This is a genomic window from Ensifer sp. SL37 (assembly GCF_026672675.1).
GTDB lineage: Bacteria > Pseudomonadota > Alphaproteobacteria > Rhizobiales > Rhizobiaceae > Ensifer > Ensifer adhaerens.
This window is the reverse complement of the sequence record NZ_JAPPRN010000002.1, coordinates 210743-236878: the sequence shown is the minus strand read 5'-3', so window position 1 is coordinate 236878 and position 26136 is coordinate 210743. Positions and strand designations below refer to the sequence as shown.

At 60.5% G+C, this 26136-nt stretch carries 18 protein-coding genes and 14 pseudogenes; 20 read left to right on the top strand and 12 right to left on the bottom strand.

The features are described from left to right. Positions 1–94: 94 nt before the first annotated feature. Positions 95–1013: pseudogene (locus OVA00_RS08960) on the bottom strand (IS3 family transposase); the annotation flags it as partial. Here OVA00_RS08960 and OVA00_RS08955 point away from each other — a divergent pair. The 5 genes and pseudogenes from OVA00_RS08955 to OVA00_RS08935 all read left to right on the top strand — a co-directional run. Next, positions 1012–1487, top strand: a pseudogene (locus OVA00_RS08955) (transposase); the annotation flags it as partial. The pseudogenes OVA00_RS08960 and OVA00_RS08955 sit on opposite strands and share 2 nt — an antisense overlap. Before the next feature lie 22 nt (positions 1488–1509). After that, a complete protein-coding gene (locus OVA00_RS08950) occupies positions 1510–2331 on the top strand; it encodes a tyrosine-type recombinase/integrase (RefSeq protein WP_326494125.1) in 822 nt (273 codons plus the stop codon). 4 nt (positions 2332–2335) lie between these two features. Next, positions 2336–3523 carry an IS91 family transposase gene (locus tag OVA00_RS08945; RefSeq protein WP_268088643.1) on the top strand — a complete coding sequence of 396 codons (1188 nt, stop codon included), beginning with the start codon at positions 2336–2338 and terminating at the stop codon, positions 3521–3523. 338 nt (positions 3524–3861) lie between these two features. After that, positions 3862–4509: pseudogene (locus OVA00_RS08940) on the top strand (IS256 family transposase); the annotation flags it as partial. Between the two features lie 451 nt (positions 4510–4960). Next, the gene (locus tag OVA00_RS08935; protein WP_268088642.1) at positions 4961–5092 is read left to right on the top strand and encodes a hypothetical protein; all 132 of its coding nucleotides are present in this window, start codon (positions 4961–4963) and stop codon (positions 5090–5092) included. Between the two features lie 691 nt (positions 5093–5783). Here OVA00_RS08935 and OVA00_RS08930 read toward each other — a convergent pair. Further along, a pseudogene (locus OVA00_RS08930) lies at positions 5784–6395 on the bottom strand (tyrosine-type recombinase/integrase); the annotation flags it as partial. Between the two features lie 39 nt (positions 6396–6434). Beyond that, positions 6435–6986 (bottom strand): recombinase family protein, encoded by a 552-nt coding sequence (locus OVA00_RS08925; protein ID WP_268088641.1) that lies wholly within the window; start codon positions 6984–6986, stop codon positions 6435–6437. Between the two features lie 56 nt (positions 6987–7042). Here OVA00_RS08925 and OVA00_RS39990 point away from each other — a divergent pair, with 56 nt between their 5' ends. From OVA00_RS39990 to OVA00_RS08910, 3 genes are read left to right on the top strand one after another with little or no spacing between them, the layout of a single operon-like run. Next, entirely contained in the window at positions 7043–7951 is a 909-nt protein-coding gene (locus OVA00_RS39990) for a DUF4158 domain-containing protein (RefSeq protein ID WP_442780474.1), read from the top strand. 43 nt (positions 7952–7994) lie between these two features. After that, positions 7995–8579, top strand: coding sequence for a hypothetical protein (locus tag OVA00_RS08915; RefSeq protein WP_268088639.1), 585 nt, complete (start codon positions 7995–7997; stop codon positions 8577–8579). After that, positions 8566–9573: a Tn3 family transposase gene (locus OVA00_RS08910; RefSeq protein ID WP_326494124.1), complete on the top strand. Its 1008-nt coding sequence runs from the start codon at positions 8566–8568 to the stop codon at positions 9571–9573. Before OVA00_RS08915 ends, OVA00_RS08910 begins: the two co-directional genes overlap by 14 nt. Here OVA00_RS08910 and OVA00_RS08905 read toward each other — a convergent pair. Beyond that, positions 9537–10172 (bottom strand): annotated as a pseudogene (locus tag OVA00_RS08905) (Mu transposase domain-containing protein); the annotation flags it as partial. The gene OVA00_RS08910 and the pseudogene OVA00_RS08905 overlap by 37 nt on opposite strands. 44 nt (positions 10173–10216) lie before the next feature. Here OVA00_RS08905 and OVA00_RS08900 point away from each other — a divergent pair. The 4 genes and pseudogenes from OVA00_RS08900 to OVA00_RS08885 all read left to right on the top strand — a co-directional run. Next, positions 10217–10480, top strand: a pseudogene (locus OVA00_RS08900) (DUF5372 family protein). 180 nt (positions 10481–10660) lie between these two features. Continuing rightward, positions 10661–11110, top strand: a complete 450-nt coding sequence (locus OVA00_RS08895; RefSeq protein WP_018210163.1) for a helix-turn-helix domain-containing protein — start codon at positions 10661–10663, stop codon at positions 11108–11110. Positions 11111–11132: 22 nt separating this feature from the next. After that, positions 11133–11402, top strand: a complete 270-nt coding sequence (locus OVA00_RS08890; RefSeq protein ID WP_013850832.1) for a hypothetical protein — start codon at positions 11133–11135, stop codon at positions 11400–11402. Continuing rightward, a pseudogene (locus OVA00_RS08885) lies at positions 11392–12195 on the top strand (recombinase family protein); the annotation flags it as partial. The gene OVA00_RS08890 and the pseudogene OVA00_RS08885, both read left to right, overlap by 11 nt. A 32-nt stretch (positions 12196–12227) precedes the next feature. On the opposite strand, the gene OVA00_RS08880 reads toward OVA00_RS08885, so the two are convergent. Next, on the bottom strand, positions 12228–13499 hold the full coding sequence (locus OVA00_RS08880) for an IS256 family transposase (RefSeq protein WP_268088859.1): 1272 nt from the start codon (positions 13497–13499) through the stop codon (positions 12228–12230). Positions 13500–13595: 96 nt separating this feature from the next. Between OVA00_RS08880 and OVA00_RS08875 the strand changes: the two are divergent. From OVA00_RS08875 to OVA00_RS08865, 3 pseudogenes are all read left to right on the top strand, one after another. Next, positions 13596–14879: pseudogene (locus OVA00_RS08875) on the top strand (recombinase zinc beta ribbon domain-containing protein); the annotation flags it as partial. Between the two features lie 81 nt (positions 14880–14960). Next, a pseudogene (locus OVA00_RS08870) lies at positions 14961–15593 on the top strand (IS256 family transposase); the annotation flags it as partial. An 831-nt stretch (positions 15594–16424) separates the two neighbouring features. Beyond that, positions 16425–16853, top strand: a pseudogene (locus OVA00_RS08865) (transposase); the annotation flags it as partial. On the opposite strand, the pseudogene OVA00_RS08860 reads toward OVA00_RS08865, so the two are convergent. Further along, positions 16842–16991, bottom strand: a pseudogene (locus OVA00_RS08860) (transposase); the annotation flags it as partial. The pseudogenes OVA00_RS08865 and OVA00_RS08860 overlap by 12 nt on opposite strands. 123 nt (positions 16992–17114) lie before the next feature. On the opposite strand from OVA00_RS08860, the pseudogene OVA00_RS08855 reads away from it, so the two are divergent. Continuing rightward, positions 17115–18143 (top strand): annotated as a pseudogene (locus OVA00_RS08855) (IS3 family transposase); the annotation flags it as partial. A gap of 12 nt (positions 18144–18155) precedes the next feature. Here OVA00_RS08855 and OVA00_RS08850 read toward each other — a convergent pair. From OVA00_RS08850 to OVA00_RS08825, 6 genes and pseudogenes are all read right to left on the bottom strand, one after another. Then, the gene (locus tag OVA00_RS08850) at positions 18156–20234 is read right to left on the bottom strand and encodes a recombinase family protein (RefSeq protein ID WP_268088637.1); all 2079 of its coding nucleotides are present in this window, start codon (positions 20232–20234) and stop codon (positions 18156–18158) included. Continuing rightward, positions 20224–20493 (bottom strand): hypothetical protein, encoded by a 270-nt coding sequence (locus OVA00_RS08845; protein ID WP_013850832.1) that lies wholly within the window; start codon positions 20491–20493, stop codon positions 20224–20226. The genes OVA00_RS08850 and OVA00_RS08845 overlap by 11 nt, the downstream gene beginning before the upstream one ends. Before the next feature lie 22 nt (positions 20494–20515). Beyond that, positions 20516–20965: a helix-turn-helix domain-containing protein gene (locus OVA00_RS08840; RefSeq protein ID WP_268088636.1), complete on the bottom strand. Its 450-nt coding sequence runs from the start codon at positions 20963–20965 to the stop codon at positions 20516–20518. A 180-nt stretch (positions 20966–21145) separates the two neighbouring features. Next, complete coding sequence (locus tag OVA00_RS08835) at positions 21146–21409, bottom strand: DUF5372 family protein (RefSeq protein WP_089046348.1); 264 nt, start codon at positions 21407–21409, stop codon at positions 21146–21148. 80 nt (positions 21410–21489) lie between these two features. Further along, positions 21490–21676, bottom strand: a pseudogene (locus tag OVA00_RS08830) (integrase core domain-containing protein); the annotation flags it as partial. Between the two features lie 54 nt (positions 21677–21730). Further along, positions 21731–21940, bottom strand: a pseudogene (locus tag OVA00_RS08825) (LexA family protein); the annotation flags it as partial. Positions 21941–21985: 45 nt separating this feature from the next. Here OVA00_RS08825 and OVA00_RS08820 point away from each other — a divergent pair. The 4 genes from OVA00_RS08820 (at position 21986) to OVA00_RS08805 (ending at position 25856) form a co-directional block, all read left to right on the top strand. After that, positions 21986–23110 carry an IS630 family transposase gene (locus OVA00_RS08820; RefSeq protein ID WP_268088635.1) on the top strand — a complete coding sequence of 375 codons (1125 nt, stop codon included), beginning with the start codon at positions 21986–21988 and terminating at the stop codon, positions 23108–23110. Positions 23111–23334: 224 nt separating this feature from the next. Beyond that, a protein-coding gene (locus OVA00_RS08815; RefSeq protein WP_268088866.1) for an IS630 family transposase occupies positions 23335–24289 on the top strand; the annotation gives its coding sequence in 2 pieces (ribosomal slippage) (positions 23335–23685 and positions 23687–24289; 954 coding nt in all). A gap of 23 nt (positions 24290–24312) precedes the next feature. Continuing rightward, positions 24313–24594, top strand: coding sequence for a type II toxin-antitoxin system RelE/ParE family toxin (locus OVA00_RS08810; protein ID WP_268088634.1), 282 nt, complete (start codon positions 24313–24315; stop codon positions 24592–24594). Between the two features lie 59 nt (positions 24595–24653). Further along, complete coding sequence (locus OVA00_RS08805; RefSeq protein WP_268088633.1) at positions 24654–25856, top strand: IS256 family transposase; 1203 nt, start codon at positions 24654–24656, stop codon at positions 25854–25856. The last annotated feature ends 280 nt before the right edge of the window (positions 25857–26136 follow it).

Below are 26136 nucleotides of genomic sequence, written 5' to 3'. Positions count from 1 at the left end.
CTGTTTGAGGATCGGCCCGGCCTGCCCGAGCAACCCTCGGAAGAACAGCTTAGGGCGAGCCACCTCACTCCCGAAGAAGGACATACGGTCTTACGATGTGGCTCAAGGCGATGCCCTGTTTCTCCGCCCATTCCATCATCTTGCCGCTGACGTATTCAGGCCCGTTGTCGACCCGTATTGCCATCGGCTTGCCGCGCCATTCGATGATCTGGTTCAGGCTGCGGATGACACGCTCGGCAGGTAGCGAGAAATCCACCTCGATGCCCAGCCCCTCGCGGTTGAAGTCGTCCAGAACGTTCAACAGGCGGAATTGCCTGCCATCCTCAAGACGATCCGCCATGAAGTCCATAGACCAGACCAGGTTCGGTTTCTCCGGTACGGCCAGAGCATCCGGCTTCTCGCGCTTCAACCGCTTGCGTGGCTTGATCTTGAGGTTCAGTTCCAGCTCGCGATAGATGCGGTATACCCGCTTATGGTTCCAGCGATGCCCCCGGACATTACGCAGGTAGAGAAAGCAAAGGCCGAAGCCCCAGCTCTTCTTCGCCCGCGTCAACCCGATCAGGAGATCGGCGATCTGCTCGTTCTCGTCGTTCAGCTTGGCGCTGTAACGATAGCAGGTCTCGCTGACACCAAAGGTGCGGCAGGCGAGTGCAATGCTCACCCCGTGCAACGCCACCGCTTTCCCGGCCATCCCTTGGCAGGCAAATGCTCGCATTTGCCGAAAGGCTCCCGGCGTTGAGATGGCCGCTTCACTTTTTTCCAAGAGCCTCTTTGAGCAGTTCCGCCTGCATGCTCATCTCCGCATACATCTTCTTCAGCCGACGGTTCTCGTCTTCAAGAGCCTTCATCTGGCTGATCATCGACGCGTCCATGCCGCCGTATTTGGCTCGCCATTTGTAAAACGACGCCGTGCTCATCCCGTGCTCCCGGCATAGATCAGGAACGGCAACGCCGCCCTCCGCCTGGCGCAGGATTGCAAGGATTTGCGGTTCGCTGAATCTGCTCGTCTTCATCAAAATCTCCTCGATCATAAAGCCCGAGAAAATTCTACTTTTGAAGTCCGTTATTCGGCGGGGGGATTACCGCCGCTATGAACGTGGCGACGGCCGTCAGACGTGGCGCAACGGCTACCGCGACCGTTCCCTCGACACGCGGCTCGGCACACTGAACCTGAAGATACCGAAGATGCGGCAGGGAGCCTACTTCCCAGGTTTCCTGGAGCCGAGAAAGATGGTGGAGAAGGCACTCGTCGCAGTCATCCAGGAGGCGTGGATCAACGGGGTGTCGACCCGCAGGTCGACGAGCTGGTGCAGGCCATGGGCATGACGGGGATTTCCAAATCCTCCGTTTCCAAGCTGTGCAAGGACATCGACGAGCAGGTGAACGCCTTCCTCAAACGCCCTCTTTCCGGCGACTGGCCATACCTCTGGCTGGATGCCACCTTTCTGAAGGTGCGCGAGGGCGGGCGCATCGTCTCTGTGGCGGCTGCGTCGCCGGATGATCGAGGACATGACGGTCCGCAATCTTTCTCCGGCCACGCAGCAATCCTATCTTTATGCAGTCGCAAAGTTTAGCCGCCATTTCGGCCGATCACCGGCTCGGCTCGGCCTGGACGAGGTCCACGCCTTCCAGGTTCACCTTGTGTCGACGGGCATCTCCTGGTCCGGATTGAACCAGATCGTCTGCGCCCTCCGGTTCCTCTATGGCGTGACGCTCGGCCAGAATACGATCCCGGAGCATATTCCGTATGCGCGCGAGCCACGCCAGTTGCCGGTTGTTCTTTCGAGCGACGAGGTGGTCGACTTTCTGCAAGCCGTCTCCAGCTTGAAGGCGCGGGTGGCTCTGACAACGGCTTATGCCGCCGGCCTGAGGGTTTCGGAGGTCTGTGGTCTTCGCGCCAACGATATCGACAGCTCAAGGATGGTGATCCACATCACGCGTGGCAAAGGCGGCAAAGCCCGCTACGTCATGCTGTCGCCGGAACTGCTCGGGATCCTGCGCAGCTATTGGCGGTTGGCGCGGCCCAAGGACATTGTGTTTCCTGGGCGCGATCCAGACAAGCCGATCGCGCCGTCGGTGCTGCATTCCGCCTGCCGTTCGGCGGTTGCGGCGGCGGGTCTTTCCAAGCACGTCACCGTCCATACGTTGCGGCATTCCTTTGCCACTCACCTGCTCGAGAACGGGACCGATATCCGCATCATCCAGGTCCTGCTCGGTCACGCCCACCTCTCCACGACAGCGCGCTATACGCAGGTCTCTACCGACACGATCCGGTCGACGGCCAGTCCGCTCGATCGGTTACGACTGGAGGTGACACCGCCGGAATCGTGATCGGTTGCGTCCCACCTTCGAAGTCGCCGACATCTTTCGGCGACATGGGAGCTCCTACAGACGTGAGAACGCCGGTCATCTTGGCCGCGGCAAACGACGCGTCATGGGCGCGATCGAAGCCTGGCGGACGCCGAGGCTCGGCGGTCACGTCGATGCCTGCGACGATTGCGGCAGGACCCGCATCTCCTATAATTCCTGCCGCAATCGCCATTGCCCGAAGTGCGAAGGCGCGGCCCGCAAGGAGTGGGTCGCTGCACGCGTCGCCGATCTGTTGCCGGTCCCGTACTTTCATGTGGTCTTCACGCTACCACCGGGCATCGCCGAGATCGCTTTCCACAACAAGGCGGTCGTCTATGCATTGCTGATGCGCATCGTGGCCCAGACGCTGCAGACCGTTGCCGCCGATCCCAAGCGGCTGGGCGCCGAGATCGGCATCGTCGCCGTGCTTCACACCTGGGGCCAGGCCATGACCCATCATCCCCATGTTCATTGCGTCGTGCCCGGCGGCGGTCTCTCGCCCGACAGAGCTAGGTGGGTGGCATGCCGGCCGGGCTTCTTTCTGCCCGTGCGCGTACTGTCGCGGCTGTTTCGGCGGCTCTTTCTGACGGCCCTTGCTAGAGACTTCGCTCACGGTGAACTCCGCTTCTCCAACGAACTCAGCCATCTCAACGATGACGAGGCGTTCACCCGCCATCTCGCGCGTGCGCGCCGCGTCGAATGGGTCGTCTATTCGAAGCCACCGTTCGGCGGCCCCGACCAGGTGCTCGCCTATCTCGGCCGCTACACCCATCGTGTTGCCATCGCCAACAGCCGCATCGTCGAGGTCGATGATGACCACGTTGCCTTCCGATGGAAGGATTACCGTGGCAAGGGTCGCGACCGCGAGAAGATCATGCGCCTTGACCCGCACGAGTTCATCCGGCGTTTTCTTCTACACGTGCTCCCGGACGGCTTCCACCGCATGCGCCACTTCGGCTTTCTCGCCAATAGCCACCGACGGGATCGTATCGGCCTCTGCAGGCAGATCCTCGATCAACCATCATCAGCAGGGGAGCGGTCGCAGGCAGGCAAATCACAGCCCGGGCAATCCCACGAATGCCCTGACTGCCGGCGTCCCATGCGTAGGACAGGAATCACTGTTGCGCCTGTTTCGCCGCCCCGGCCATCATCTTTCTGGTGCGATACATCATGAACTCCGACAATCCGCACCCCCTCCCATATGCCCACAAAACCAAGCGCCGCGCCGGCGCGCGATACCGCGTGGCCCTGGCCACACCGAAAGACCGACAGTGTGCATTGAGAGCGCAAAAATCGCTTCCTATCGTCCGGCAAGCTGCTCGCGAAGGTCGCCAGATCACCACAAAAATCGGCGGTGCGATTGCCGTCCACGACGAATCCGCTATCGTCATCAAGCGGCGTGCTTTACTATTCCCATAACGGCGCCAAACAACCCGCGCCTTACTTCAATCCGGCTTATGTGAGGTCGCTCGAGCTCGCCGCGACGACGGATGCGACCTCACATAACCCTCCAGATTCCGCATCGTCGGCCTGCATATCGGCCCTTCCGATGCCGAGCCGTTCTGGACCTCTTTCCTGCGCGATCTGGTGCGCCGGGGCCTCACCGGTGTCAAGCTCTTCATCTCCGATGCTCATGAGGGGCTGAAGGCTGCCATCACCCGCATCCTCAGCGCGACCTGGCAAAGGTGCCGCGTCAAAACCATGCGCAATTCGCTCGCCTATGTGCCCAAGGGCCAGCACACCATGGTCGCCGCCGCGATCCGGCAATCCTTCATCCAGCCCGATCATGAGAGTGCCATGCAATCCTGGCGGCATGTCGCCGACCAGCTCCGTGTCCGATGGCCGAAGCTCGGAACCTTCATGGACGATGCGGAGGCTGACGTGCTCGCCTACATCGCTTTCCCGGCGCAGCATCGCACCAAGCTCCATAGCACGAATCCGCTCGAACGTCTGAACAAGGAAGTGAAGCGCCGCGCCGATGCCGTCGGCATCTTCCCCAACGAGGACAGCATCGTTCGCCTCATCGGCGCGGTCCTCCTCGAAGCAAACGACGAATGGCAGCTCCTCAGCCGCTACATGCAGGTCGAGGCAATGGCCGAGCTAAACCCACCAACAATCGAGGAGGAAATGACCCTCCAAATTACACCCAGAGCCGCCTGATCATGACGGCCCGCTCCCACACCCGAAATTACACCAACTTGACGGACGCTATCCGCAAACATGGTGTCGCGGAATTCGCCTAATGGCTAAATAAGGCGTCGGGTCGCGTCCGGCGGGACTATCCGGTTTGTTCCTGTTCAGTCGGCGCCACCCGGATGGCCTCTGGCCGCGGGTGCCCGTGAAAAAAGCCGGGTGCGGCGTTGCTGCCAACAGTTCAGGTCACAGGCGAATTGCTGATGAGGGATCGTGTTGTCCAGGTGCGCCTGGGCTACCATCGGTGATGGTTGTCCGATGTCTGATCGGCGATTTTCCCTGAATTGATCAAATTCGATCAATCTGCCGCGCGCGCCAACCTAAAATCGATGCGGTGGAAGCCGAGTGGAGGCGTACTGCCGATGGCTCGTCGACCGCACAGCGATCCCTGTGATCATCCTAGAATAGGAAATGTACCATGAAGAAGTTTTTCCTGATGGCTGCGGCCACCTGCGCTCTTTCGGTTGCCGCAACCGACGTTGTCCTGGCTGATGTAGAAATATGCATTGGCGATGGCGTCGCCGAGGTATGCCTCATCTCTCCGGAATAATTTAGCCGTCGATTGCGCGGCAGTTCCCCTCTGGTGGGTGAGGGGAACTGCCGCGCAAGACCAATCAGCAAGATTTTTTGAGAGCACCTGGCAGTACCGGAGCAAATACGCCTCATCAGTGCCGTTTGAAACTTCCCCAGTTCGCGCGCTTTAGCCGGACGTCCTGGGCGGGAGCCGTAATATCGCTTCATCAGCGCAACAGAACGTTGATGCGGGGTCATTCGGGTGGTTCCTGGGCTGGGGGTATAGTTGGAACGACCGGAATGACCCCTGACCACCCTGAAGAGTAGGAGCGGCTGGCCCCTTGGGTCATGAAATTCAGCTAATAAGCGAAGAAGGCATGTAATCGTTTTGGTCCGCTGAAAGCGCCCTTAACCCCAAATCACCTGATCAAGGTTTTCGAGCCGCAGCGCCACCGTGAGCCCGCAAGGGCGAACGCAGTAGGCGAAGGCAACCCGCGCTATGCGTCAGCGCCGAAGGGTTTGCTTGAGCCTTGGCGCAAAGTCGCAAACCTGGTCCATCGGTCCCTCGCTGTTTGCCCAACCCACGGATCCTTCGGCCTGTTTGGGGCGGCGCAAGCCAGCGCCCGGATGTGGCTTTTACTTAACGATTTCACTTGCAGCGCTAAGCTGAAATTTCGCCCCTCGATTTTTACCTTACGGTTTCAGCGCGGTACCGGGGGAGGGCCCCTTCACAGCCCGGATGCCTTGGTCAGATTGACCCGGAAACGGTCGCGCCGACGCTGGTACTTGCGGGTCATTTCGGCACTCACATGGCCGAGCTGCTTTTGCACATGACGCTCATCGACCTCAGCCGAGGAGGCCAGGCCGGCGCGCAGCGAATGACCGGAGAATTTGGCCGCACGCTCGTCCTCACCAAGGTCGCCATGCAGACCGGCGGCAAGGGCTGCGGACTTGACGAGGCGAGCGACGGCCTTGTCATTGAGGCGGTCGGGGCCAAGGTCTTTGCCGCGTCCGGTGACGCGGCGGAAGAGAGGCCCCTTGGCGAGTTTGGCGAACCGGATCCAGGTCTCGACGGCGACGAGCGGGCAGGTGGTGTCGCCGGAGCCGCGGCCGATCTCGACCTCGAGCCAGCCGGTCTTGCCACGCAATGTCAACAACAGCCCCTTGTCGAGGATCTCGATCCACCCGCGCCCGTCCTCGGTCTGATCGCGTCCGAGATCGAGACCGGTGATTTCGGAGCGGCGCAGACCGCCGGCAAAGCCAATGAGCAGGATTGCCCGGTCGCGCAGGCCCCGTAGCGTGCCGCGTTCCAGGGGCTCGAGCATGGCGATGAGGTCTTGGGTCGTGCGGCTGAGAGGAACAGGAAAGTGTCGTAAGGATCATTTTGGCTCGATGCAGCGATAGATGGTCGCCGGATGGACATTGAAGGTCCTGGCGACGGCGCTGACTGATTTGCCCTCGCTGACCAGCTGCCGCGCCAGCTCTGCCTGATCCGGGCGCATTTTCTTCGGGCGACCGAAAGCCACGCCACGTTTCATGGCAGCCTTTCTGCCTTCGTCGGTCCGGCTCAGGATGAGGGAGCGTTCGAATTGCGCAATTCCAGCGAAGACTGTCATGATCATCACCCCAGATGGGGATGTGGTGTCGGCCCACGGCTCGTCAAGCGATTGTAATCCAGCTTCTTTTTCGATGATGCGCTCGGCGATACGCAGGAGCTCGATGGTTGAGCGGGCGAGCCGATCGAGGCGGGTGACGACCAGAACGTCGTCTTTGCGCAGGTGCTCGATGACCTTTTCGAGTGCGGGGCGGCCGCGAACGGCGCCGGAGATTTTCTCTTCAAACACCCGTTCACAGCCGACAGCGGCAAGTCTGTCCTGCTGAACCTCCAGGCTCTGGTCATCGGTAGAAACGCGCGCATAGCCGAGCTTCATGCTGCGACCTCGGCATCTGTGCGAAATCTACTGCAAAAAGATCCGATTTCGCGCATATGATTTGCGAAGTAATTCGCCTTGCTTTCCGGGGTCGCCCACCCCCTTCGCACGATATGCCTACCCGCCACCTCACGGACATTCAGCGCCAGAGTTTTGCCCGCTTCGACGGCGAACCGTCGGCCGATCAACTCGCCCGGTACTTCCATTTGGACCGAACCGACCACGACCTCATCGGGTCTCTGCGAGGCGATCATAATCGGCTCGGCTTTGCCGTGATGCTGACGAGTGTTCGATTTCTGGGGGCGTTTCCGGTCTCGTCGGCCGATATCCCGGCGTCGGTTTTGTCGACAGTGGTCGAGCAGCTTGGCCTTGAACCCACGACAAGGATTGATGCCTATTTCGAGGGAAGTCGACGCGTCCGGCACTTGGCGCTGATCCGGGCGCATTGTGGCTTCACCGACTTCGGCGACAACCCCGCGGCCCGCTTCCGGCTGACCCGATGGCTCTACGCTCTGTGCTGGAGCGGAGATGATCGGCCCGGCCCCTTGATCGAGCGAGCCGCGGCATGGCTCATTGCCAACAAGGTGCTTCTGCCAGGCGTCACGGTTGTCGAACGATTGGTCGGGAGAATCCGCGACCGGGCGAGAGCGGGGCTCTGGCGCCATCTGGTCGCCGGCTTGAGTGATGATCAGCGCGCGCGCATCGCTGGGCTGTTCAACGCGAGCGATACCTCCACGTTCGCCGCCCTGGATGCTCTGCGGACCGTTCCTACGAAGCGGATGCCGACCGAACTCTACCGCCACCTCGATCGGCTCGACGCAGTCCGGGCGTTCGATCTGCGGCCGGTGCCACCACGAGGCGTTCCCGCCGCAACCCTTGAGCGGCTCGCGCGGGTAGCGCGCGTCGGAAAGCCCTCTGCCATTGCCGCCCTGCAGGAGCCTCGTCGAACTCTTCCATACGCTTGAAGCGGCCGCCCAAGACGATGCCGCCGAGCTGGCCGAGGCTCTGTTGGCCGACATGGTCAAAGATGCCGAAGCTGCCAACAAACAGGCTCGACTGCGCAGCCTGCGCGACCTCGATGACGCGGCACTCCTGCTTCGCGAGCTGGGCCTGTTGGTTCTGACCAACGACGCCTTGCCTCTCAATCAATGGCGAGAGGCGCTCTTCGAGCGGCTGCCCCTTTCCAACATCGAGGAGGCCATGTTCAAGGTGAACGCGATCGCCAAGCCTGCCGAGACCAAGCCCTACGACGAATTGCGGTCCCGTTGGCGCCGTGCCCGGCGATTGTTTTCCGAGATCGCCATCCGCATTGAGACCGGAGCCTCCCCTGGCGGCAAGGGCGTCAAGGCTGCAATCGGCTACCTGCGGGCTGTGGACGACTGGTCGTCTGTTGCCAAGATGCGCGGGGCGCCGACGGCCGCGATCCCGAAGGCATGGAGGCAGCATGCCCTGGACCAGGATGGCAGGGTGAAGGACCCGAAAGCCTATGTTTTCGCGATCATCGAGGCATGGCGTCTCGCTATCAAGCGGCGCGATGTTTTCGTTATGCCCGGCATGATACGGGGACCCGCGCAGAGGAATGCTCGAGGGTGAGGCCTGGCAAAACTCCAGGCTGATGGTCGCCCGCGCGCTCGGCCGCTCTCTGGAGGCCGACACCGAAATCGATGGTCTCGCCCGCCTTCTCGACGAAGCCTATCGGCAAGTTGCTGCTCGCAGCGCCGACAACTCCGACCTGCGCTTCGAAACAACCGCTGGCAAGACCGAGATTGTCGTCACGCCTCTCGACAGGCTTGAGGAACCCGAGAGCCTGCGCGTACTTCGCACCGCCGCCCAGACGCGGATGCCGAAGGCCGGGATGCCCGATATCTTTCTTGAAGTCATGGCCCGAACCGGGTTTGCCAAGTCGTTCACCCATTTGAGCGAACGCCAGTCCACCGTCGAGCATTTCGAAACGAGCCTGTGCGCCGTCCTGGTTGCCAGCGCCTGCAACATCGGCCTCGAGCCGGTTGTCCGCGCGGAGTTGCCCGCTCTTCGACGCGACCGGCTTTCCTGGATCGACCAGAACTTCATTAGACCCGAGACCATAGCCGCAGCCAATGCTGCAATCGTTGCCGCGCACAGCCGGCTCGACATCGTTCGTCACTGGGGCGCTGGCGAGGTGGCTAGCGCGGACGGCATGAGGTTTGTCGCTCCCGCGAGCGCCATACACGCCGGACCCAACCCCAAATACTACGGCCAGGAACGCGGCGTCCCCTGGTACAACATGATCTCCAACCAGTTCAGCGGCCTGGGCGGGGCTGTCATCCCCGGGACCCTGCGCGACAGCCTGGTCGTCCTGGCTCTCCTGCTCGAGCAGGAAACAGAACTGGAGCCGCTGGAGATCATGACCGATACCGCCGCTTACTCCGATGCCATTTTTGGCTTGTTCTGGCTTCTCGGCTACCAGTTCAGCCCCCGCCTGGCTGATATCGGCGCCGTCAAGCTCTGGCGTATCAACCGCAAGTCCAGCTACGGACCGTTCGACGCCCTCGCCTGGGGGCAGAATCAAAATCGAGCTGATGCCGCCTCGAGACGCTCGGGGCCGTAGCGACGCGAGAGTGACAGAACGCCCTGCGCGGCGCGGTATCCCTGTTGCGGATGCGGCCTGTCGCGCATCAGCCGCTCGACCAGAATCGCCGTATTGCCGCCGACCTTCGCGGCCTGCTTGATCAGGCTCGCCGGCGTGGTGTTGGCATAGTGCTGATGCGTCTTCGGCATGTGCTCGCTGACGGTGACGTGCCCGGCGCGCTGCGAGGTGCGGCGGTGGCTGGCGACACGCTTGTGATCGTGGAAGACTTCGACGATCCGGGAGGTCAAGCGAACCTCGACCTGCCGGCCGATCAGGCGATGCGGCACAGAGTAGAAGGCCTTATCGACCTCGACATGGTAGTCGGGATGGACCTTCGCCGATTTCCATTCGGCATATTCGAAGGCGGTTGCCGGAAGCGGCGCAAGTGCCGCACGTTCGATTTCCTCGAAGAGCTGACGCCGGGACTTGCCGATGCGGCGCATCGGCCGATTGTTGAGATCGTCGAGAAGCTGGCTGATCCGGATGTTGAGGTCGGCAAGGCTGAAGAAGTGCTCGTTGCGCAGCCGCGCCAGGATCCAGCGCTCGACGATGAGAACGCTGCCTTCCACCTTTGCCTTCTTTCAAGTCCAGGACTGCAGTTCGTACTGACACTCAAGCCCGCATAGAGTTCGAGGTTACGCACCCGTTCCATCCGTGGCGCGGACAGCGCTTCGTGCTGTCGACACGCAAACAGAACTGGGGCGAAGACCGCGTCATGTTCTACGACGCCTAAGGACGGTTGCGTTCGCTTCCGGCCTCGTGGACCGATGTCAATGAGGCCGACTTGTTCAGTCAGGTTGCTGCAGGTCGGTCCTTCTCCCGCCCAGACGATCTGTCGGCGCTGGCGTCGTTGATTGATCACATTAAGCGCCGCCAGGAAGAATGACGAAGCGTCAAGTAAATTACGCCGCATATGTAAGCCTAATTATGCCGAGACGCGATGTCATTGATCGTCCAAGCAATAGGTAAGGCTCGATGTTACATGGGTTTCGGCGGTATTTGAGATATAATTTGATTGACGTGTGAGCAAAGTGCGGCATAATGTGCATTACACAGGGAGGCTCCCATGACCAAAGAAAGCAAGCCCGATCGCCTGCGCCAGATGGGCGCTCTGAACCCCAAGCCCGAGGGCGTCCGCGCCCCCTGGTTCCGGGAAGCAGGTTTCTTTGATCCACTCGATCTCGTGCAAGTGAAGTATGAGATGCTTCGGCACGCCCGCGAAGACGGCACCAACAAAGCGGATGCGGCAGCGCTTTTCGGGCTGTCTCGGCAGACCTACTATCAAGCGGAGGCCGCGTTCGAGCGCGATGGCATGTCCGGCCTCTTGCCGCGCACCCGCGGGCCGAAGTCAGCCCACAAGCTTACTGGCGAGGTGATGCGTCTCGTCGAGGAGCATCTCGATGCGAACGGCCAACTGCAGGCCCGTTCTCTGGCGGACCTAGTGCATGCGAGACTGGGCATCAGCGTCCATCCTCGCAGCATCGAACGCGCGGTGGCGCGTAAAAAAAAACGATGAAGAGCCGACGCACGCAATCGCCATGTCGGAGAACGGCAAGGATGTTTACGAAGCGCTCCGCGCCGATGTTATTTGCGGTACGGCTTGCGCGAGGCGCATGGGCGCCATCGTCTTCCACGGACTGTGGCGCGGCCTGGCAGTACTGATCGCACCACATCAATCCGCGATAGCGCGACAGCAGTCGACGCCTCGGCTCAAGACAACTTCACTGGTCGCGCACGATCGCCAGCTCGTGCACATGCTCGCCAATATGGTGCTGGCAGCAGAGACAGGAGGAAGCCATGTCTACTGATAATGCCATGAAGATTAGCGCCGATCACCTGCGGCGCGATGCGTTTCTCTACGTCCGCCAGTCCTCCCTTCGTCAGGTGTTTGAGAACACCGAGAGCACGAAGCGGCAATATGCACTGCGGGACCGCGCGGTGGCGCTGGGTTGGCCGATTGAGCGTGTCCACGTCATCGACAACGACCTCGGCCTTTCCGGTGCACAGTCGCAGGACCGCGACGGATTTCAGCGCTTGGTGAGCGAGGTCGCGATGGGGCACGCAGGGATCGTGCTGGGGCTGGAAGTGTCTCGCCTGGCTCGCAACAATGCGGACTGGCATCGCCTTCTGGAACTGGCCGCCATGTCGCGCACGCTCATCATGGACGAAGATGGCGTTTACGACGCGGCGTCGTTCAACGATCGTATGCTGCTCGGCCTGAAGGGCACGATGAGCGAGGCCGAACTGCACATCCTGAAGTCTCGACTGCAAGGCGGCATTCTCAACAAGGCGCGTCGTGGCGAGCTCGAGTTGCCGTTGCCGATCGGACTGGTCTACACGCCTGATATGCGCGTGGTGCTCGATCCGGATCGCCAGATCCAGGACACGGTGCGCATGCTGTTCGATACCTTCCGGGAGGTGGGCACAGCCTGTGCGGTCGTGCGCCGCCTGCGCAGCGAGAAGATCCTGTTTCCCCGGCGTGTCCGTCGCGGCATCGGCAAGGGCGACGTGCTGTGGAGCGCGATCGACCATTCTCGCGTGATCCAGATTTTGCACAATCCACGATACGCTGGTGCTTTCGCATACGGACGCACCCGCACGGAGCTATGGTCGGAAATGGGTGACGAGGCCGATCAGGCGGCGCGATGGTCAGGGGTCGTCGTTTCGGCGACACCGTCGGTGAATTTGACGCCGGCGATGACCTTTGGCAACTGATTTTCGCCCTTCAGCCGGCGCCAGGTTTTGGCGGCGCTCATGACGAGCTTGAAGACCATGAGCCGTGCTGTGTTGTGGGACAGGCCTCCCTTGGTTCGCACCGTGCGGTGCCTGACGGTGGCGAAGACGCTTTCGATCGGGTTCGAGGTGCGCAGATGGTCCCAGTGTTCGGCCGGGAAGTCGAAGAAGGTCAGCAATGCCTCGTGGTCCTTCGTCAGGCAGTTGACGGCCTTGGGATATTTGGCCTTGTATTTGTCGACGAAGACGGCGATCGCGACCTCGGCGGTTGCCCGATCCGGGGCATCGCGGACCTCCCTGAGATCGGCCTTCATGTTCGGCTGCACCGACTTCGGCACCTTGTTGAGGATGTTGAGGAGCTTGTGTTGCCAGCACCGTTGATGGCGGGTCGAAGGGAATATCTCCTCCAGCGCCTTCCAGAAGCCGAGCGCGCCGTCGCCCACGGCAATTTCTGGCGCAATCGAAAGCCCGCGGGCCTTCAGCCCGACGAGCAGCTCGCGCCAGCTCTGGGTGCTTTCGCGCACGCCGACCTGAAAACCGACAAGTTCCTTCTTGCCTTCCGGCGTCGCGCCGATGACGACCAGCATGCAAGCGGCATCGTCCTCCATGCGTGCCTGAAGATAGACCCCATCGGCCCAGATGTAGACGTAGCGGCGGGCTGACAGGTCGCGGCGTTGCCAGCGATCATAGTCGGCCTGCCACTCCTCCTTCAGCCGGCCAATCACCGAGGGTGACAGGTTCGGCGCGTCCTTGCCGAGCAGCGCGGCAAGCGCCTCCTGGAAATCGCCGGTCGAGATGCCGCGCAGGTAAAGGACCGGCAGCAGGGCGTCGAGGCTCTTCGTGCGTCGTGCCCACTTCGGCAGGATCGCCGACGTGAAGGTGATGCGATCCTCGCCGCAAGTCTCCAAAGCCCGGTCGCGCAGCTTGACGCGGCGCACCGCAACCGGACCGATCCCCGTCTGGATCGTTCTTTCAGGCCCATGGCCGTGCCGCACCACCCGGTCCCGCCCATCGCTTAGGCGTTCGCTGGCCATGGCCGCAAGAAACGCCTCGGCTTCCGCCTCCACGGCCTGTGCCAGAAGCCGGCGCGCGCCTTCGCGTAGAACCGATGTCAGGGGATCATCGAGCGTCTCGGGATGCGGAAAGGAAACAACAGTGCTATCTGTCTTCATGGCGTATCGCTCTTTCATGAGGTTCTGGCAGGCTTGTCACCCGCCTCGATACGCCGCCCTCATCAAACCGTCATCACCCAGTTTCCGTCATAGCTCACCCGCACGGTCTATAATGCCAAGCTTAAGTCCGTACAGCAGAAGATGCCGAGGTCCGACTGGCAGGTGCTCATCCCTCAGGCCCATGAAGGCTACATCTCGTGGGACGAGTTCGAGCGCAATCAAACAAGTCTCGAACAAAATGCAGTCGGTTTTTCTCCGGGCCTGCGGGGTCGTATGCCTCGCCAGGGCAACGGCTTATTGCAAGGAAGAGTTTTGTGCGGTCGTTGCGGCGCCCGCATGCGGGTCCATTATGAACAGTTCGAGGGCAAGCTTCGTCCCTATTACATCTGCAACGAGGCCGTCGTGCGCCACGCGGGCAAGGCTTGCCAATGGGCAAGAGGACCAGCGATCGATGAAGCGATCAGCGCGTTGCTGCTCGAAGCAATGGCACCCACGGCGATAGAGGTCGCACTTGCGGTGCAGGAGGAGATCTCGCAACGTGTCGAACAAGCCGCCTCGCTGCGCGACAAGCAGTTACAGCGCGCCCGGTATGAGGCTGAACTCGCACGCCGACGCTATCTGAAGGTCGATCCCGACAACCGCTTGGTTGCCGACGCACTCGAAGCGGACTGGAATGGCAAGCTTCGCGACCTCGATACGCTTCAGCGCGAACATGAGCGTCAGAACGAGACAGACCAGTCATTGCTGGACGGCGCTATGCAGGAACGGATCCGAGCGCTGGCCGCAGATTTTCCGCGCATCTGGAACAACGAGCGCACGAGCCCGGTCGAGCGTAAACGCATGCTTGGTCTCCTCATCGAAGACGTGACACTGCTGGTCGACGAGAAGATCAACATGCACATACGCTGGCGCGGAGGTCGCACGCAAAGCCTGGCAGTAGCTCGTCCCCGGCCCATGGCCGTGATCCGCAAGACCCCGGAAGCGGTTGTGGCACTGATCAACGAACTGCTGGAGACCGACAACGACCAGCAGATTGCCAGTCGTCTCAACGCACTCGGGCATCGTAACTGGCGCGGTGAGGCTTTTACCTTGAAGAAAGTGATGCTCGTGCGTCGTGCCTATGGGCTGAAGACCCGGTTCGAACGGTTGCGCGAGAGCGGCATGCTAGAGGAAGTGGCTCGTCGATTTGGCGTAAGCGCCACAACCATACATCAACTCGGACGTGATGGTGTTCTCAAGCGCCATCGCTACGCTACCAACCACCGCTACCTGTATGAGCCACCGGGCAACGTCAGACTCGCAAAAGGCGTCGGCGGCCGCTATGGTAGCCGCCAACCCCGGTTAATGGACGCTCAACAAATCCAACAAGGTGCATCGTGATGTCTGCTCCTTGTCCTTTGGCCGTTTTGGACGAGCAGGCAGGACCGTTGTGTCGTAATGCTCGGCGAAGGCCGCAAACGTCGCGTCGGCGTGCGCGAAAGCACCCAGAGCTGGCGCGAGCTGCTCGTCGGGCTGAAGGCTCGCGGGCTTTCGATTGCGCCAGAAATTGCCGTGGGCGACGGCGCGCTCGGCTTCTGGAAGGCGCTCGAGGAGCTCTTGCCTTCGACCCGCCATCAACGGTGCTGGCAGCACAAGCTCCTCAACATCCTCAACAAGGTGCCGAAGTCAGTGCAGCCGAACATGAAGGCCGATCTCAGGGAGATCCGCGACGCGCCCGATCGGGCAACCGCCGAGGCGGCGATCGCCGTCTTCATCGACAAATACAAGGCCAAATATCCCAAGGCCGTCGACTGCCTGACGAAGGACCGCCAGGCATTGCTGACCTTCTTCGACTTCCCAGCCGAACACTGGGACCATCTGCGCACCTCGAACCCGATCGAAAGCGTCTTCGCCACCGTCAGGCACCGCACGGTGCGAACCAAGGGAGGCCTGTCGCACAATACGGCGCGGCTCATGGTCTTCAAGCTCGTCATCAGCGCCGCCAAAACCTGGCGCCGGCTGAAGGGCGAAAATCAGTTGCCAAAGGTCATCGCCCGCGTCAAATTTACCGACGGTGTCGCCGACTCGACGACCCCAGACCATCGCGCCGCCTGATCGCCCTCGTCACCCATTTCCGACCATAGCTCAGCGCGTATTGCGAATCAGTCAGTTCCATCCAAACTTCATGGCCAACTTAACCTTTCTTTAGTGTTAACGGGCCCTAGAAAAGATTCACACTATGTGGCCCGACATACGCTATGGAGTACCCTTCTCCCAGCGCTGTTCTCATGAACCCGTTCGCCCCGACGAGATCTGTTCTGACGACGCTATCTCCCGTGAGGGAACTAATTTGGTAATTTGCCCGTAGCCACGAGCTTGCCCGCTCGGACAAGGCAAAGATCTCCCACAGGCGCTCCGCCGTCCTTTGGATGCGAAAATCAGCGCTCTGCGCGGTTTGCAAGGCAGAGCTACTTTGCGGGAACGGCGTATCTGTCTGCGCCTTGGTCAAATCTTTCGAGTGAGCCATGATCCTCCCCTATGCATTTTTCTGACATGCACCGCAGCGGTACCGCTATTGATTGCAGGCGTGAGCCTTAGACTAAGACTAGCCCGCCCTCTGCGCAGGGCTTCTGCTTCGGGTGATTGAAGAGAGGGTTGCATCTCACGGCGTGAATTGCCAACATAGATAGTAATGACTTTCCGCTCCATCGTTTGGTGCTTAACGCCAACCATAATCCGGGTCACGCAGTTGAGGTTGCAAGCTGCTCACCTCGCGGCCATCAGCGGCGTCGTTTTCAGATGAGCTTGTCGAACAGCGCTGCGCCCAACAGCAATCTGCCCGCCCCTTTAGACCGGCATTTTTAGCCAGATTGATAAATAGCGATCAATACGCCACGCGCGCGAAACACGTCTAGCATTACAGTTGCATTTTGGTTTTCACATCCGACCTATCTGAAGGTGCGCGAGGGCGGGCGTATCGTGTCGGTGGCGGCAATAATCGCGGTGGCGGTCAATACGGACGGGAAAAGGGAAATCGTCGGACTGCACATCGGTCCTTCCGAAGCCGAGCCGTTCTCGACGAGCTTCCTGCGCGATCTGGTGCGCCGGGGCCTCACCGGTGTCAAGCTCGTCATCTCCGATGCTCATGAGGGACTGAAGGCTGCCATCACCCGCATCCTCAGCGCGACATAGCAGAGGTGCCGCGTTCATGCGATGCGCAATGCGCTCGCCTATGTGCCCAAGGGCCAGCACACCATGGTCGCTGCCGCGATCCGGCAGGCCTTCATCCAGCCCGACCATGACAATGCCGTGCAGACCTGGCGGCATGTTGCCGACCAGCTCCGGGCCAGACGGCCGAAACGTAAGCGCCTGATCTCGCCACGTCGTGATCTGGTTGGCGTGAACGTCGTATTGTTGCGCAAGCTCCGATAACGTCTTCTCCCCCTGGATCGCAGCAAGGGCTACACGCGCCTTGAAGGCTGCGCTGTGGTTTCGGCGGGGTCGTCTGCTCAAGTGATTCTCCTGTTACGGCACTCTCGCCGCTCTCAGCCAGAAATTCCACTTAACGACCTGTCCAATTTTCCCGAGCCACCTCTGATCTCCCACTTGTTAAGTGTGAGGAGTAATGTCCCCATTATGAGTAGTCACAACCCGAAGATAGAAGTGCTGTCCGGCCCTGAGCGCCGCCGTCGCTGGTCGACGGTAGAAGCTCGCCATCGTTCAGGAGACGTATGAAGGGGATGCGACGGTCAGCATCGTCGCGCGGCGTCACGGCATCCAGCCGAACCAGTTGTTCAATTGGCGCAAGCTTGCAGCGCAGGGAGCCTTCACCGCAACCGCATCCCAGGAAGACGTCGTTCCGGCATCCGAATATCGAGCCCTTCAGAACCAGGTCAAGGAACTGCAGCGCCTGTTGGGCAAGAAGACGATGGAAGGCGAAATCCTCAAGGAAGCGCTTGAGATCGCCACCGGCCCAAAAAAACACCTGTTGCGCTCGCTGTCATTGCCGAAGGGCAGTTCGCGATGACGGCGGTGTGCGAGACTTTGGGTGTCGCCCGATCAAACATTGCAGAGCGCGTGAAGCAAATCCCTTCCAAAGCCCGTGGGCGACCGCCGCTTGCTGATCAGGGCCTGGTGGATGAGATCAAAACGATCATCGCCGATATGCCGACCTACGGCTATCGCCGGGTTCACGCCATTCTGCGCCGAAACGCCAGCAACGATGGCCGTTCCCGGCCAAACGTCAAACGCGTCTATCGGGTGATGAAGGTGCACGGCCTGCTCCTTCAGCGCCATACCGGTGCGAGTGATACCCGTCGCCACGACGGCCGCGTCGCTGTGGAGCAGTCGAACCTACGTTGGTGTTCGGACGGATTCGAAATTGGCTGCGACAACAGAGAGAAGGTGCGCGTTGCCTTTGCCCTCGACTGCTGTGACCGCGAGGCCATTGCCCACGTCGCCACCACTGAAGGCATCAAGAGCGCGGACGTTCAGGACCTTGTCATCACCGCCGTCGAGAACCGCTTCGGTCGCATCAACGCCCTTCCAAAGCCCATCGAATGGCTGACTGACAATGGCTCGTGCTTCATTGCGAAGGACACGAAATCGCTGCTGCTGGATATCGGGATGGAGCCTTGCTCGACACCCATTCGCAGCCCGCAGTCAAAGGAGCAGACATCACGATGCACCTTGTTGGATTTGTTGAGCGTCCATTAACCGGGGTTGGCGGCTACCATAGCGGCCGCCGACGCCTTTTGCGAGTCGGACGTTGCCCGGTGGCTCATACAGGTAGCGGTGGTTGGTAGCGTAGCGATGGCGCTTGAGAACACCATCACGTCCGAGTTGATGTATGGTTGTGGCGCTTACGCCAAATCGACGAGCCACTTCCTCTAGCATGCCGCTCTCGCGCAACCGTTCGAACCGGGTCTTCAGCCCATAGGCACGACGCACGAGCATCACTTTCTTCAAGGTAAAAGCCTCACCGCGCCAGTTACGATGCCCGAGTGCGTTGAGACGACTGGCAATCTGCTGGTCGTTGTCGGTCTCCAGCAGTTCGTTGATCAGTGCCACAACCGCTTCCGGGGTCTTGCGGATCACGGCCATGGGCCGGGGACGAGCTACTGCCAGGCTTTGCGTGCGACCTCCGCGCCAGCGTATGTGCATGTTGATCTTCTCGTCGACCAGCAGTGTCACGTCTTCGATGAGGAGACCAAGCATGCGTTTACGCTCGACCGGGCTCGTGCGCTCGTTGTTCCAGATGCGCGGAAAATCTGCGGCCAGCGCTCGGATCCGTTCCTGCATAGCGCCGTCCAGCAATGACTGGTCTGTCTCGTTCTGACGCTCATGTTCGCGCTGAAGCGTATCGAGGTCGCGAAGCTTGCCATTCCAGTCCGCTTCGAGTGCGTCGGCAACCAAGCGGTTGTCGGGATCGACCTTCAGATAGCGGCGGCGTGCGAGTTCAGCCTCATACCGGGCGCGCTGTAACTGCTTGTCGCGCAGCGAGGCAGCTTGTTCGACACGTTGTGAGATCTCCTCCTGCACCGCAAGTGCGACCTCTATCGCCGTGGGTGCCATTGCTTCGAGCAGCAACGCGCTGACCGCTTCATCGATCGCTGGTCCTCTTGCCCATTGGCAAGCCTTGCCCGCGTGGCGCACGACGGCCTCGTTGCAGATGTAATAGGGACGAAGCTTGCCCTCGAACTGTTCGTAATGGACCCGCATGCGAGCGCCGCAACGACCGCACAGAACTCTTCCTTGCAATAAGCCGTTGCCCTGGCGAGGCATACGACCCCGCAGGCCCGGAGAAAACCCGACTGCATTTTGTTCGAGACTTGTTTGATTGCGCTCGAACTCGTCCCACGAGATGTAGCCTTCATGGGCCTGAGGGATGAGCACCTGCCAGTCGGACCTCGGCATCTTCTGCTGTACGGACTTAAGCTTGGCATTATAGACCGTGCGGGTGCGTCCGTATGCGAAAGCACCAGCGTATCGTGGATTGTGCAAAATCTGGATCACGCGAGAATGGTCGATCGCGCTCCACAGCACGTCGCCCTTGCCGATGCCGCGACGGACACGCCGGGGAAACAGGATCTTCTCGCTGCGCAGGCGGCGCACGACCGCACAGGCTGTGCCCACCTCCCGGAAGGTATCGAACAGCATGCGCACCGTGTCCTGGATCTGGCGATCCGGATCGAGCACCACGCGCATATCAGGCGTGTAGACCAGTCCGATCGGCAACGGCAACTCGAGCTCGCCACGACGCGCCTTGTTGAGAATGCCGCCTTGCAGTCGAGACTTCAGGATGTGCAGTTCGGCCTCGCTCATCGTGCCCTTCAGGCCGAGCAGCATACGATCGTTGAACGACGCCGCGTCGTAAACGCCATCTTCGTCCATGATGAGCGTGCGCGACATGGCGGCCAGTTCCAGAAGGCGATGCCAGTCCGCATTGTTGCGAGCCAGGCGAGACACTTCCAGCCCCAGCACGATCCCTGCGTGCCCCATCGCGACCTCGCTCACCAAGCGCTGAAATCCGTCGCGGTCCTGCGACTGTGCACCGGAAAGGCCGAGGTCGTTGTCGATGACGTGGACACGCTCAATCGGCCAACCCAGCGCCACCGCGCGGTCCCGCAGTGCATATTGCCGCTTCGTGCTCTCGGTGTTCTCAAACACCTGACGAAGGGAGGACTGGCGGACGTAGAGAAACGCATCGCGCCGCAGGTGATCGGCGCTAATCTTCATGGCATTATCAGTAGACATGGCTTCCTCCTGTCTCTGCTGCCAGCACCATATTGGCGAGCATGTGCACGAGCTGGCGATCGTGCGCGACCAGTGAAGTTGTCTTGAGCCGAGGCGTCGACTGCTGTCGCGCTATCGCGGATTGATGTGGTGCGATCAGTACTGCCAGGCCGCGCCACAGTCCGTGGAAGACGATGGCGCCCATGCGCCTCGCGCAAGCCGTACCGCAAATAACATCGGCGCGGAGCGCTTCGTAAACATCCTTGCCGTTCTCCGACATGGCGATTGCGTGCGTCGGCTCTTCATCGTTTTTTTTTACGCGCCACCGCGCGTTCGATGCTGCGAGGATGGACGCTGATGCCCAGTCTCGCATGCACTAGGTCCGCCAGAGAACGGGCCTGCAGTTGGCCGTTCGCATCGAGATGCTCCTCGACGAGACGCATCACCTCGCCAGTAAGCTTGTGGGCTGACTTCGGCCCGCGGGTGCGCGGCAAGAGGCCGGACATGCCATCGCGCTCGAACGCGGCCTCCGCTTGATAGTAGGTCTGCCGAGACAGCCCGAAAAGCGCGACCGCATCCGCTTTGTTGGTGCCGTCTTCGCGGGCGTGCCGAAGCATCTCATACTTCACTTGCACGAGATCGAGTGGATCAAAGAAACCTGCTTCCCGGAACCAGGGGGCGCGGACGCCCTCGGGCTTGGGGTTCAGAGCGCCCATCTGGCGCAGGCGATCGGGCTTGCTTTCTTTGGTCATGGGAGCCTCCCTGTGTAATGCACATTATGCCGCACTTTGCTCACACGTCAATCAAATTATATCTCAAATACCGCCGAAACCCATGTAACATCGAGCCTTACCTATTGCTAGGACGATCAATGACATCGCGTCTCGGCATAATTAGGCTTACATATGCGGCGTAATTTACTTGACGCTTCGTCATTCTTCCTGGCGGCGCTTAATGTGATCAATCAACGACGCCAGCGCCGACAGATCGTCTGGGCGGGAGAAGGACCGACCTGCAGCAACCTGACTGAACAAGTCGGCCTCATTGACATCGGTCCACGAGGCCGGAAGCGAACGCAACCGTCCTTGGGCGTCGTAGAACATGACGCGGTCTTCGCCCCAGTTCTGTTTGCGTGTCGACAGCACGAAGCGCTGTCCGCGCCACGGATGGAACGGGTGCGTAACCTCGAACTCTATGCGGGCTTGAGTGTCAGTACGAACTGCAGTCCTGGACTTAAGAGACCGCAGTGGAGTTGCCCCATAAAAACCGGACAGGATCAGGTTTCTGTTTGACGGTTTAAGAACTCGCGCGGTTGATCGATATCCCAATGCCTTGTGCGGGTTAAGCGTGTTGTAATGCTCGAACCATAGGGGCAGTTGGGCGATGACGGTTTCGGCGTCCGGAATGGGATTAACCGAGACGTAGTCGCGCTTGAAGGTTTTGACGAAGGCTTCCGCCATTCCGAGCGTGGGTAGGCAGTTGTGGCTGACGAGCAGTTCGATGCTGCGGGCGACGCCGGGTTTCCTTCGGATTAATCCGGCCCGCTCGAGGGAGAGCACCATTTGGTGGACGGATGGTGGGGTGACGCCGAAATAGCGTTGCAGGTCACGCTCGGCCGGCGGCCGTTCGTTGATTTGGCTATAGGCCCAGATGAAGGCGAGGTACTGGCCCTGCTTTTCGGTGAAGTGGGGTGGCGCTGCCGGCTGCCCGTCAAGTAATTGATTCATTTTTCGATTCATCCGGAACCTCCGCAATTGAAGGAGGCTTTCCGGATGAATGTACGCCATCGTGTCGACCTCGACCAACCCGAACGCGACGAACTCTTGAGCATGCTGCGCGGCGGCAAGCACCCGGCGCGCAAGCTCAAGCGGGCGCAGATCCTGCTCGCCGCCGAGGCGGGGCTCAGCGACGAGACCATCGCCGCAACGGTGGCGGTCGGCGGTTCCACAGTCTACCGCACCAAGCGTCGCTTCGTGGAGATGGGCCTGGAGGCGGCGCTTGGCGAGGAGCCGCGCCCGGGCGCGCAACGCAAGCTGACCGGCAAGGAGGAAGCCCTGCTGGTGGCCACCGCCTGCTCCAGCCCGCCGCCGGGCTGCGCCCGCTGGACGCTGGAGCTGCTGGCCGACGCGTTCGTCAAGCTGACCGAGCACGAACAGCTGTCGCGCGAGACGGTGCGCCGGCGCCTGGCCGAGAATGATGTCAAGCCATGGCGCAAGGACATGTGGTGCATTCCCAAGATCGATGCCGAGTATGTCGCGCGCATGGAGGATGTGCTCGACCTCTATGCCGAAGCGTCCGACCCGCAGCGGCCGGTGGTGTGCTTCGACGAAAGCCCGACCCAGCTCATCGGCGAGGTGCGCCAGCCGATCCCGGCCGAACCCGGAAGGCCGCAACGCTACGACTGCGAGTACAAACGCAATGGCACTGCCAACCTGTTCGTCTTCCTCGACGCGCACCGATCCTGGCGCAAGGTGAAAGTCACCGAACGGCGTACGGCCGAGGACTTCGCCCACTGCATGCGCGATCTCGTCGATGTCCATTATCCCGAGGCCGCCTGCATCCGCGTGGTGCTCGACAATCTGTCGACCCACACACCCGCTGCGCTCTACCAGGCCCTGCCGCCGGATGAGGCGCGCCGAAGCCTCAGAAGGCTGGAATTCCACTACACGCCCAAGCACGCCAGCTGGCTTAACATGGTCGAGATCGAAATCGGCGTCCTGCGCGGCCAATGCCTCAACCGCCGCATCGAAAGCCGCGACCGCCTCGTCGACGAGGTTGCAGCCTGGGAACGCCGACGCAACGCCAGTGGTGCCCGCATCAAATGGATGTTCTCTACCGAGAAGGCCCGCGTCAAGCTGGCCAAAGCCTACCCAAAACCAACGGCCAAAGAATCATAACCTCTGTGCAGAGCTACTAGTCTTACTGTTACGCAGTAAGATTAGTCTAGAGCCGAACGGCTCCTTGTGACACTTTTCTGTTCCGTTCTGCCGCACGACCCATCTATAGAGAAAGATAAGCGGTCGCCGCTGTTCGGGCCTCTAGAGCGTCGGGCGCGATGTTGGAATCGAGTGTTCCCTTGGGCAGGTTTTCGTGATTCGATATGGTCGGGAGCACCGATTTGATGACACGAGCTTATTCTCTTGATCTTCGCGAACGTGTGACGGGTGCGATATCGCAAGGTAAATCGCGCCGTGAGGCTGCGGCGCAGTTTGAGGTGTCTGCGGCAACAGCAGTGCGCTATCAGCAGCGCCTGGAACAGACTGGTTCGTTGGAACCATCCCGACGTGGCCCTGCGCCGGGCGGCGGCAAGCTTGGACCTCTTCGAGCGGTCATCATCGCGAAGGTGGAGGAACAGCCCGATATCACCATGCCCGATCTTGCAGCCTGGCTGCTTGCGCGTGAGGGTGTTTCAGTGGACCCGTCGAACCTGTCGAAACTGCTGTGCAAAGCCGGGTTCACATATAAAAAAAGCCCTGATGGCAACGGAACGCGCACGCGCCGATATCAAGCGGGAGCGCGATGACTGGCAGCGCCAGCGTCAACCGGCCATGCGCGCCCAGCCATCTCGGCTTATCTTCGTCGACGAGACCTCGATCAAGACCAACATGACGCCAATCAGGGGACGCAGCATGAAGGGAACACGGCTTGCCGCCGATGCGCCGGCCGGGCTCTGGAATACCCAGACCTTCATCGCCGGTCTGCGCTGCCATGAACTTGTCGCCCCCTTTGTCATCCAGGGCGCCATGAATGGCGATGCCTTCGAAACCTATGTGCGTACGCAGTTGGCGCCGACGCTCGAGCGGGGCGATGTCGTCGTTTGGGATAACCTCAACGTCCATAAGAACCAAAAGGCCCTCGAGGCCATCAAGGCGCGCGCAGCGTGGGTGTTGTTCCTGCCGCGCTATTCGCCCGACCTCAATCCGATCGAAAAGGCATTCTCCAAGCTCAAGGCCCTGATGCGCAAGGCAAAGGCACGAACCTATGACGATCTTTGGAAAGCTCTCGGAAAGGTCTGCGGTCTCTTCACCCATCAGGAATGTTGGAACTATTTCAAGGCCGCAGGGTGCGTTGCATAATCTCCGCCCGACGCTCTAAACGCATGCGCCTTGTCAGGCGTGACTCCTATGCTGCTGATCTTGATCGTATTGTAGAGCGTATCGCCGAAAACAATCCTGCAGCGGCGCTGGACATGTGGGATGACATCGAAAGCCAGGTTGAGCGGCTTTGCGATTTTCCGCGCTCTGGCAGAACTGGACGAATGCCGGGAACCAGAGAACTGGTCGTCACTGGTACGGCATATATCATCGTCTACATAGTCGGCGATGATGTGGAGCTTGTGCGCGTACTGCATGGCGCGCAACAATGGCCGCCGGAGACTTAACGGGAGTGTCAGGAATTCTGTGCGGTGGGCCATGATGATGAAAAGGAGCGAATCATCACATGGCTATCGAAAAAGAACTTCTGGACCAACTTCTTGCTGGTCGTGATCCATCCGATGTTTTCGGCAAGGACGGCTTGCTGGATGACCTGAAGAAGGCACTGTCGGAGCGTATTCTCAACGCCGAGCTTGATGAACATCTCGCCGTCGATCGCAGCGAAGGACCGTCGGGCAATCGGCGGAATGGATCTTCGAAAAAGACGGTGCTGACCGGTACCTCGAAGATGACGTTGACCATCCCGCGCGACCGGGCCGGTACGTTCGACCCGCAGCTGATCGCCAAATATCAGCGCCGCTTTCCCGATTTCGATGATAAGATCATTTCCATGTACGCGCGCGGCATGACGGTGCGGGAAATCCAGGGCCACCTCGAAGAAATCTACGGTATCGACGTGTCGCCGGACCTGATCTCGGCGGTGACCGACCAGGTTCTGGAGGCCGTTGGCGAGTGGCAAAACCGCCCGCTCGAGCTGTGCTATCCCCTCGTGTTCTTCGATGCCATCCGGGTCAAGATCCGGGACGAAGGCTTCGTTCGCAACAAGGCCGTTTATGTCGCGCTCGCAGTTCTGGCGGACGGCACAAAGGAAATCCTCGGGCTCTGGATCGAGCAGACCGAAGGGGCAAAGTTCTGGTTGCGCGTGATGAATGAGCTGAAAAGCCGTGGCTGCCAGGACATCCTGATCGCCGTGGTCGATGGCCTGAAGGGCTTTCCCGAAGCCATTACGGCCGTCTTCCCTCAGACGATCGTCCAGACCTGCATCGTCCACCTGATCCGGCATTCTCTGGAGTTCGTGTCCTACAAGGATCGCAAACCCGTCGTACCGGCGTTGAGAGCCATCTATCGTGCTCGAGATGCCGAGGCTGGAATGAAGGCGCTGGAGGCTTTCGAGGAAGGGTATTGGGGCCAGAAATACCCTGCCATCTCTCAAAGCTGGCGGCGCAATTGGGAACACGTTGTTCCCTTCTTCGCCTTCCCAGAGGGCGTCCGCCGCATCATCTACACGACGAACGCCATCGAGGCGTTGAACTCGAAACTTCGTCGGGCAGTGCGCTCGCGCGGCCATTTCCCGGGTGACGAAGCCGCGATGAAGCTGTTATATCTGGTCCTCAACAATGCGGCCGAGCAGTGGAAGCGCGCGCCGAGGGAGTGGATCGAGGCAAAGACACAGTTCGCCGTCATCTTCGGCGAGCGGTTCTTCAACTGATGAAACCGGCCCACCGCACAGAATTCCTGACACTCCCGACTTAACCGCAGGCGCTCGTTGGAATGCGAATAGCGCTTCGCCTCAAAACTTGTTGCTGTTTTTAGCGAGGAGATCTACCGCCTTCTCAAACGCCTCTCCTAGCTAGTCTAGAGGACGATGACGAGGACGAGGACGAAACTGCTAACCGCCGCAACGGCTACGGGCGTTTGTGCAAGAAAAAGGCTCCCAGACGTCTTACATCGTGGGAGCCAATCTTACATCAATGCTATAGCATAATTAC

Excerpts from the sequence above, each read along its gene's own strand:
- OVA00_RS08950 (WP_326494125.1), top strand. The coding sequence starts at position 1,510 with ATGACGGTCCGCAATCTTTCTCCGGCCACGCAGCAATCCTATCTTTAT.
- OVA00_RS08895 (WP_018210163.1), top strand. The coding sequence starts at position 10,661 with ATGACCAAAGAAAGCAAGCCCGATCGCCTGCGCCAGATGGGCGCTCTG.
- OVA00_RS08910 (WP_326494124.1), top strand. The coding sequence starts at position 8,566 with ATGCTCGAGGGTGAGGCCTGGCAAAACTCCAGGCTGATGGTCGCCCGC.
- OVA00_RS39990 (WP_442780474.1), top strand. The coding sequence starts at position 7,043 with ATGATTTGCGAAGTAATTCGCCTTGCTTTCCGGGGTCGCCCACCCCCT.
- OVA00_RS08890 (WP_013850832.1), top strand. The coding sequence starts at position 11,133 with ATGTCGGAGAACGGCAAGGATGTTTACGAAGCGCTCCGCGCCGATGTT.
- OVA00_RS08840 (WP_268088636.1), bottom strand. The coding sequence starts at position 20,965 with ATGACCAAAGAAAGCAAGCCCGATCGCCTGCGCCAGATGGGCGCTCTG.
- OVA00_RS08925 (WP_268088641.1), bottom strand. The coding sequence starts at position 6,986 with ATGAAGCTCGGCTATGCGCGCGTTTCTACCGATGACCAGAGCCTGGAG.
- OVA00_RS08805 (WP_268088633.1), top strand. The coding sequence starts at position 24,654 with ATGGCTATCGAAAAAGAACTTCTGGACCAACTTCTTGCTGGTCGTGAT.
- OVA00_RS08845 (WP_013850832.1), bottom strand. The coding sequence starts at position 20,493 with ATGTCGGAGAACGGCAAGGATGTTTACGAAGCGCTCCGCGCCGATGTT.
- OVA00_RS08820 (WP_268088635.1), top strand. The coding sequence starts at position 21,986 with ATGAATGTACGCCATCGTGTCGACCTCGACCAACCCGAACGCGACGAA.
- OVA00_RS08935 (WP_268088642.1), top strand. The coding sequence starts at position 4,961 with ATGAAGAAGTTTTTCCTGATGGCTGCGGCCACCTGCGCTCTTTCGGTT.
- OVA00_RS08810 (WP_268088634.1), top strand. The coding sequence starts at position 24,313 with ATGCGCCTTGTCAGGCGTGACTCCTATGCTGCTGATCTTGATCGTATT.
- OVA00_RS08850 (WP_268088637.1), bottom strand. The coding sequence starts at position 20,234 with ATGTCTACTGATAATGCCATGAAGATTAGCGCCGATCACCTGCGGCGC.
- OVA00_RS08880 (WP_268088859.1), bottom strand. The coding sequence starts at position 13,499 with ATGAAGACAGATAGCACTGTTGTTTCCTTTCCGCATCCCGAGACGCTC.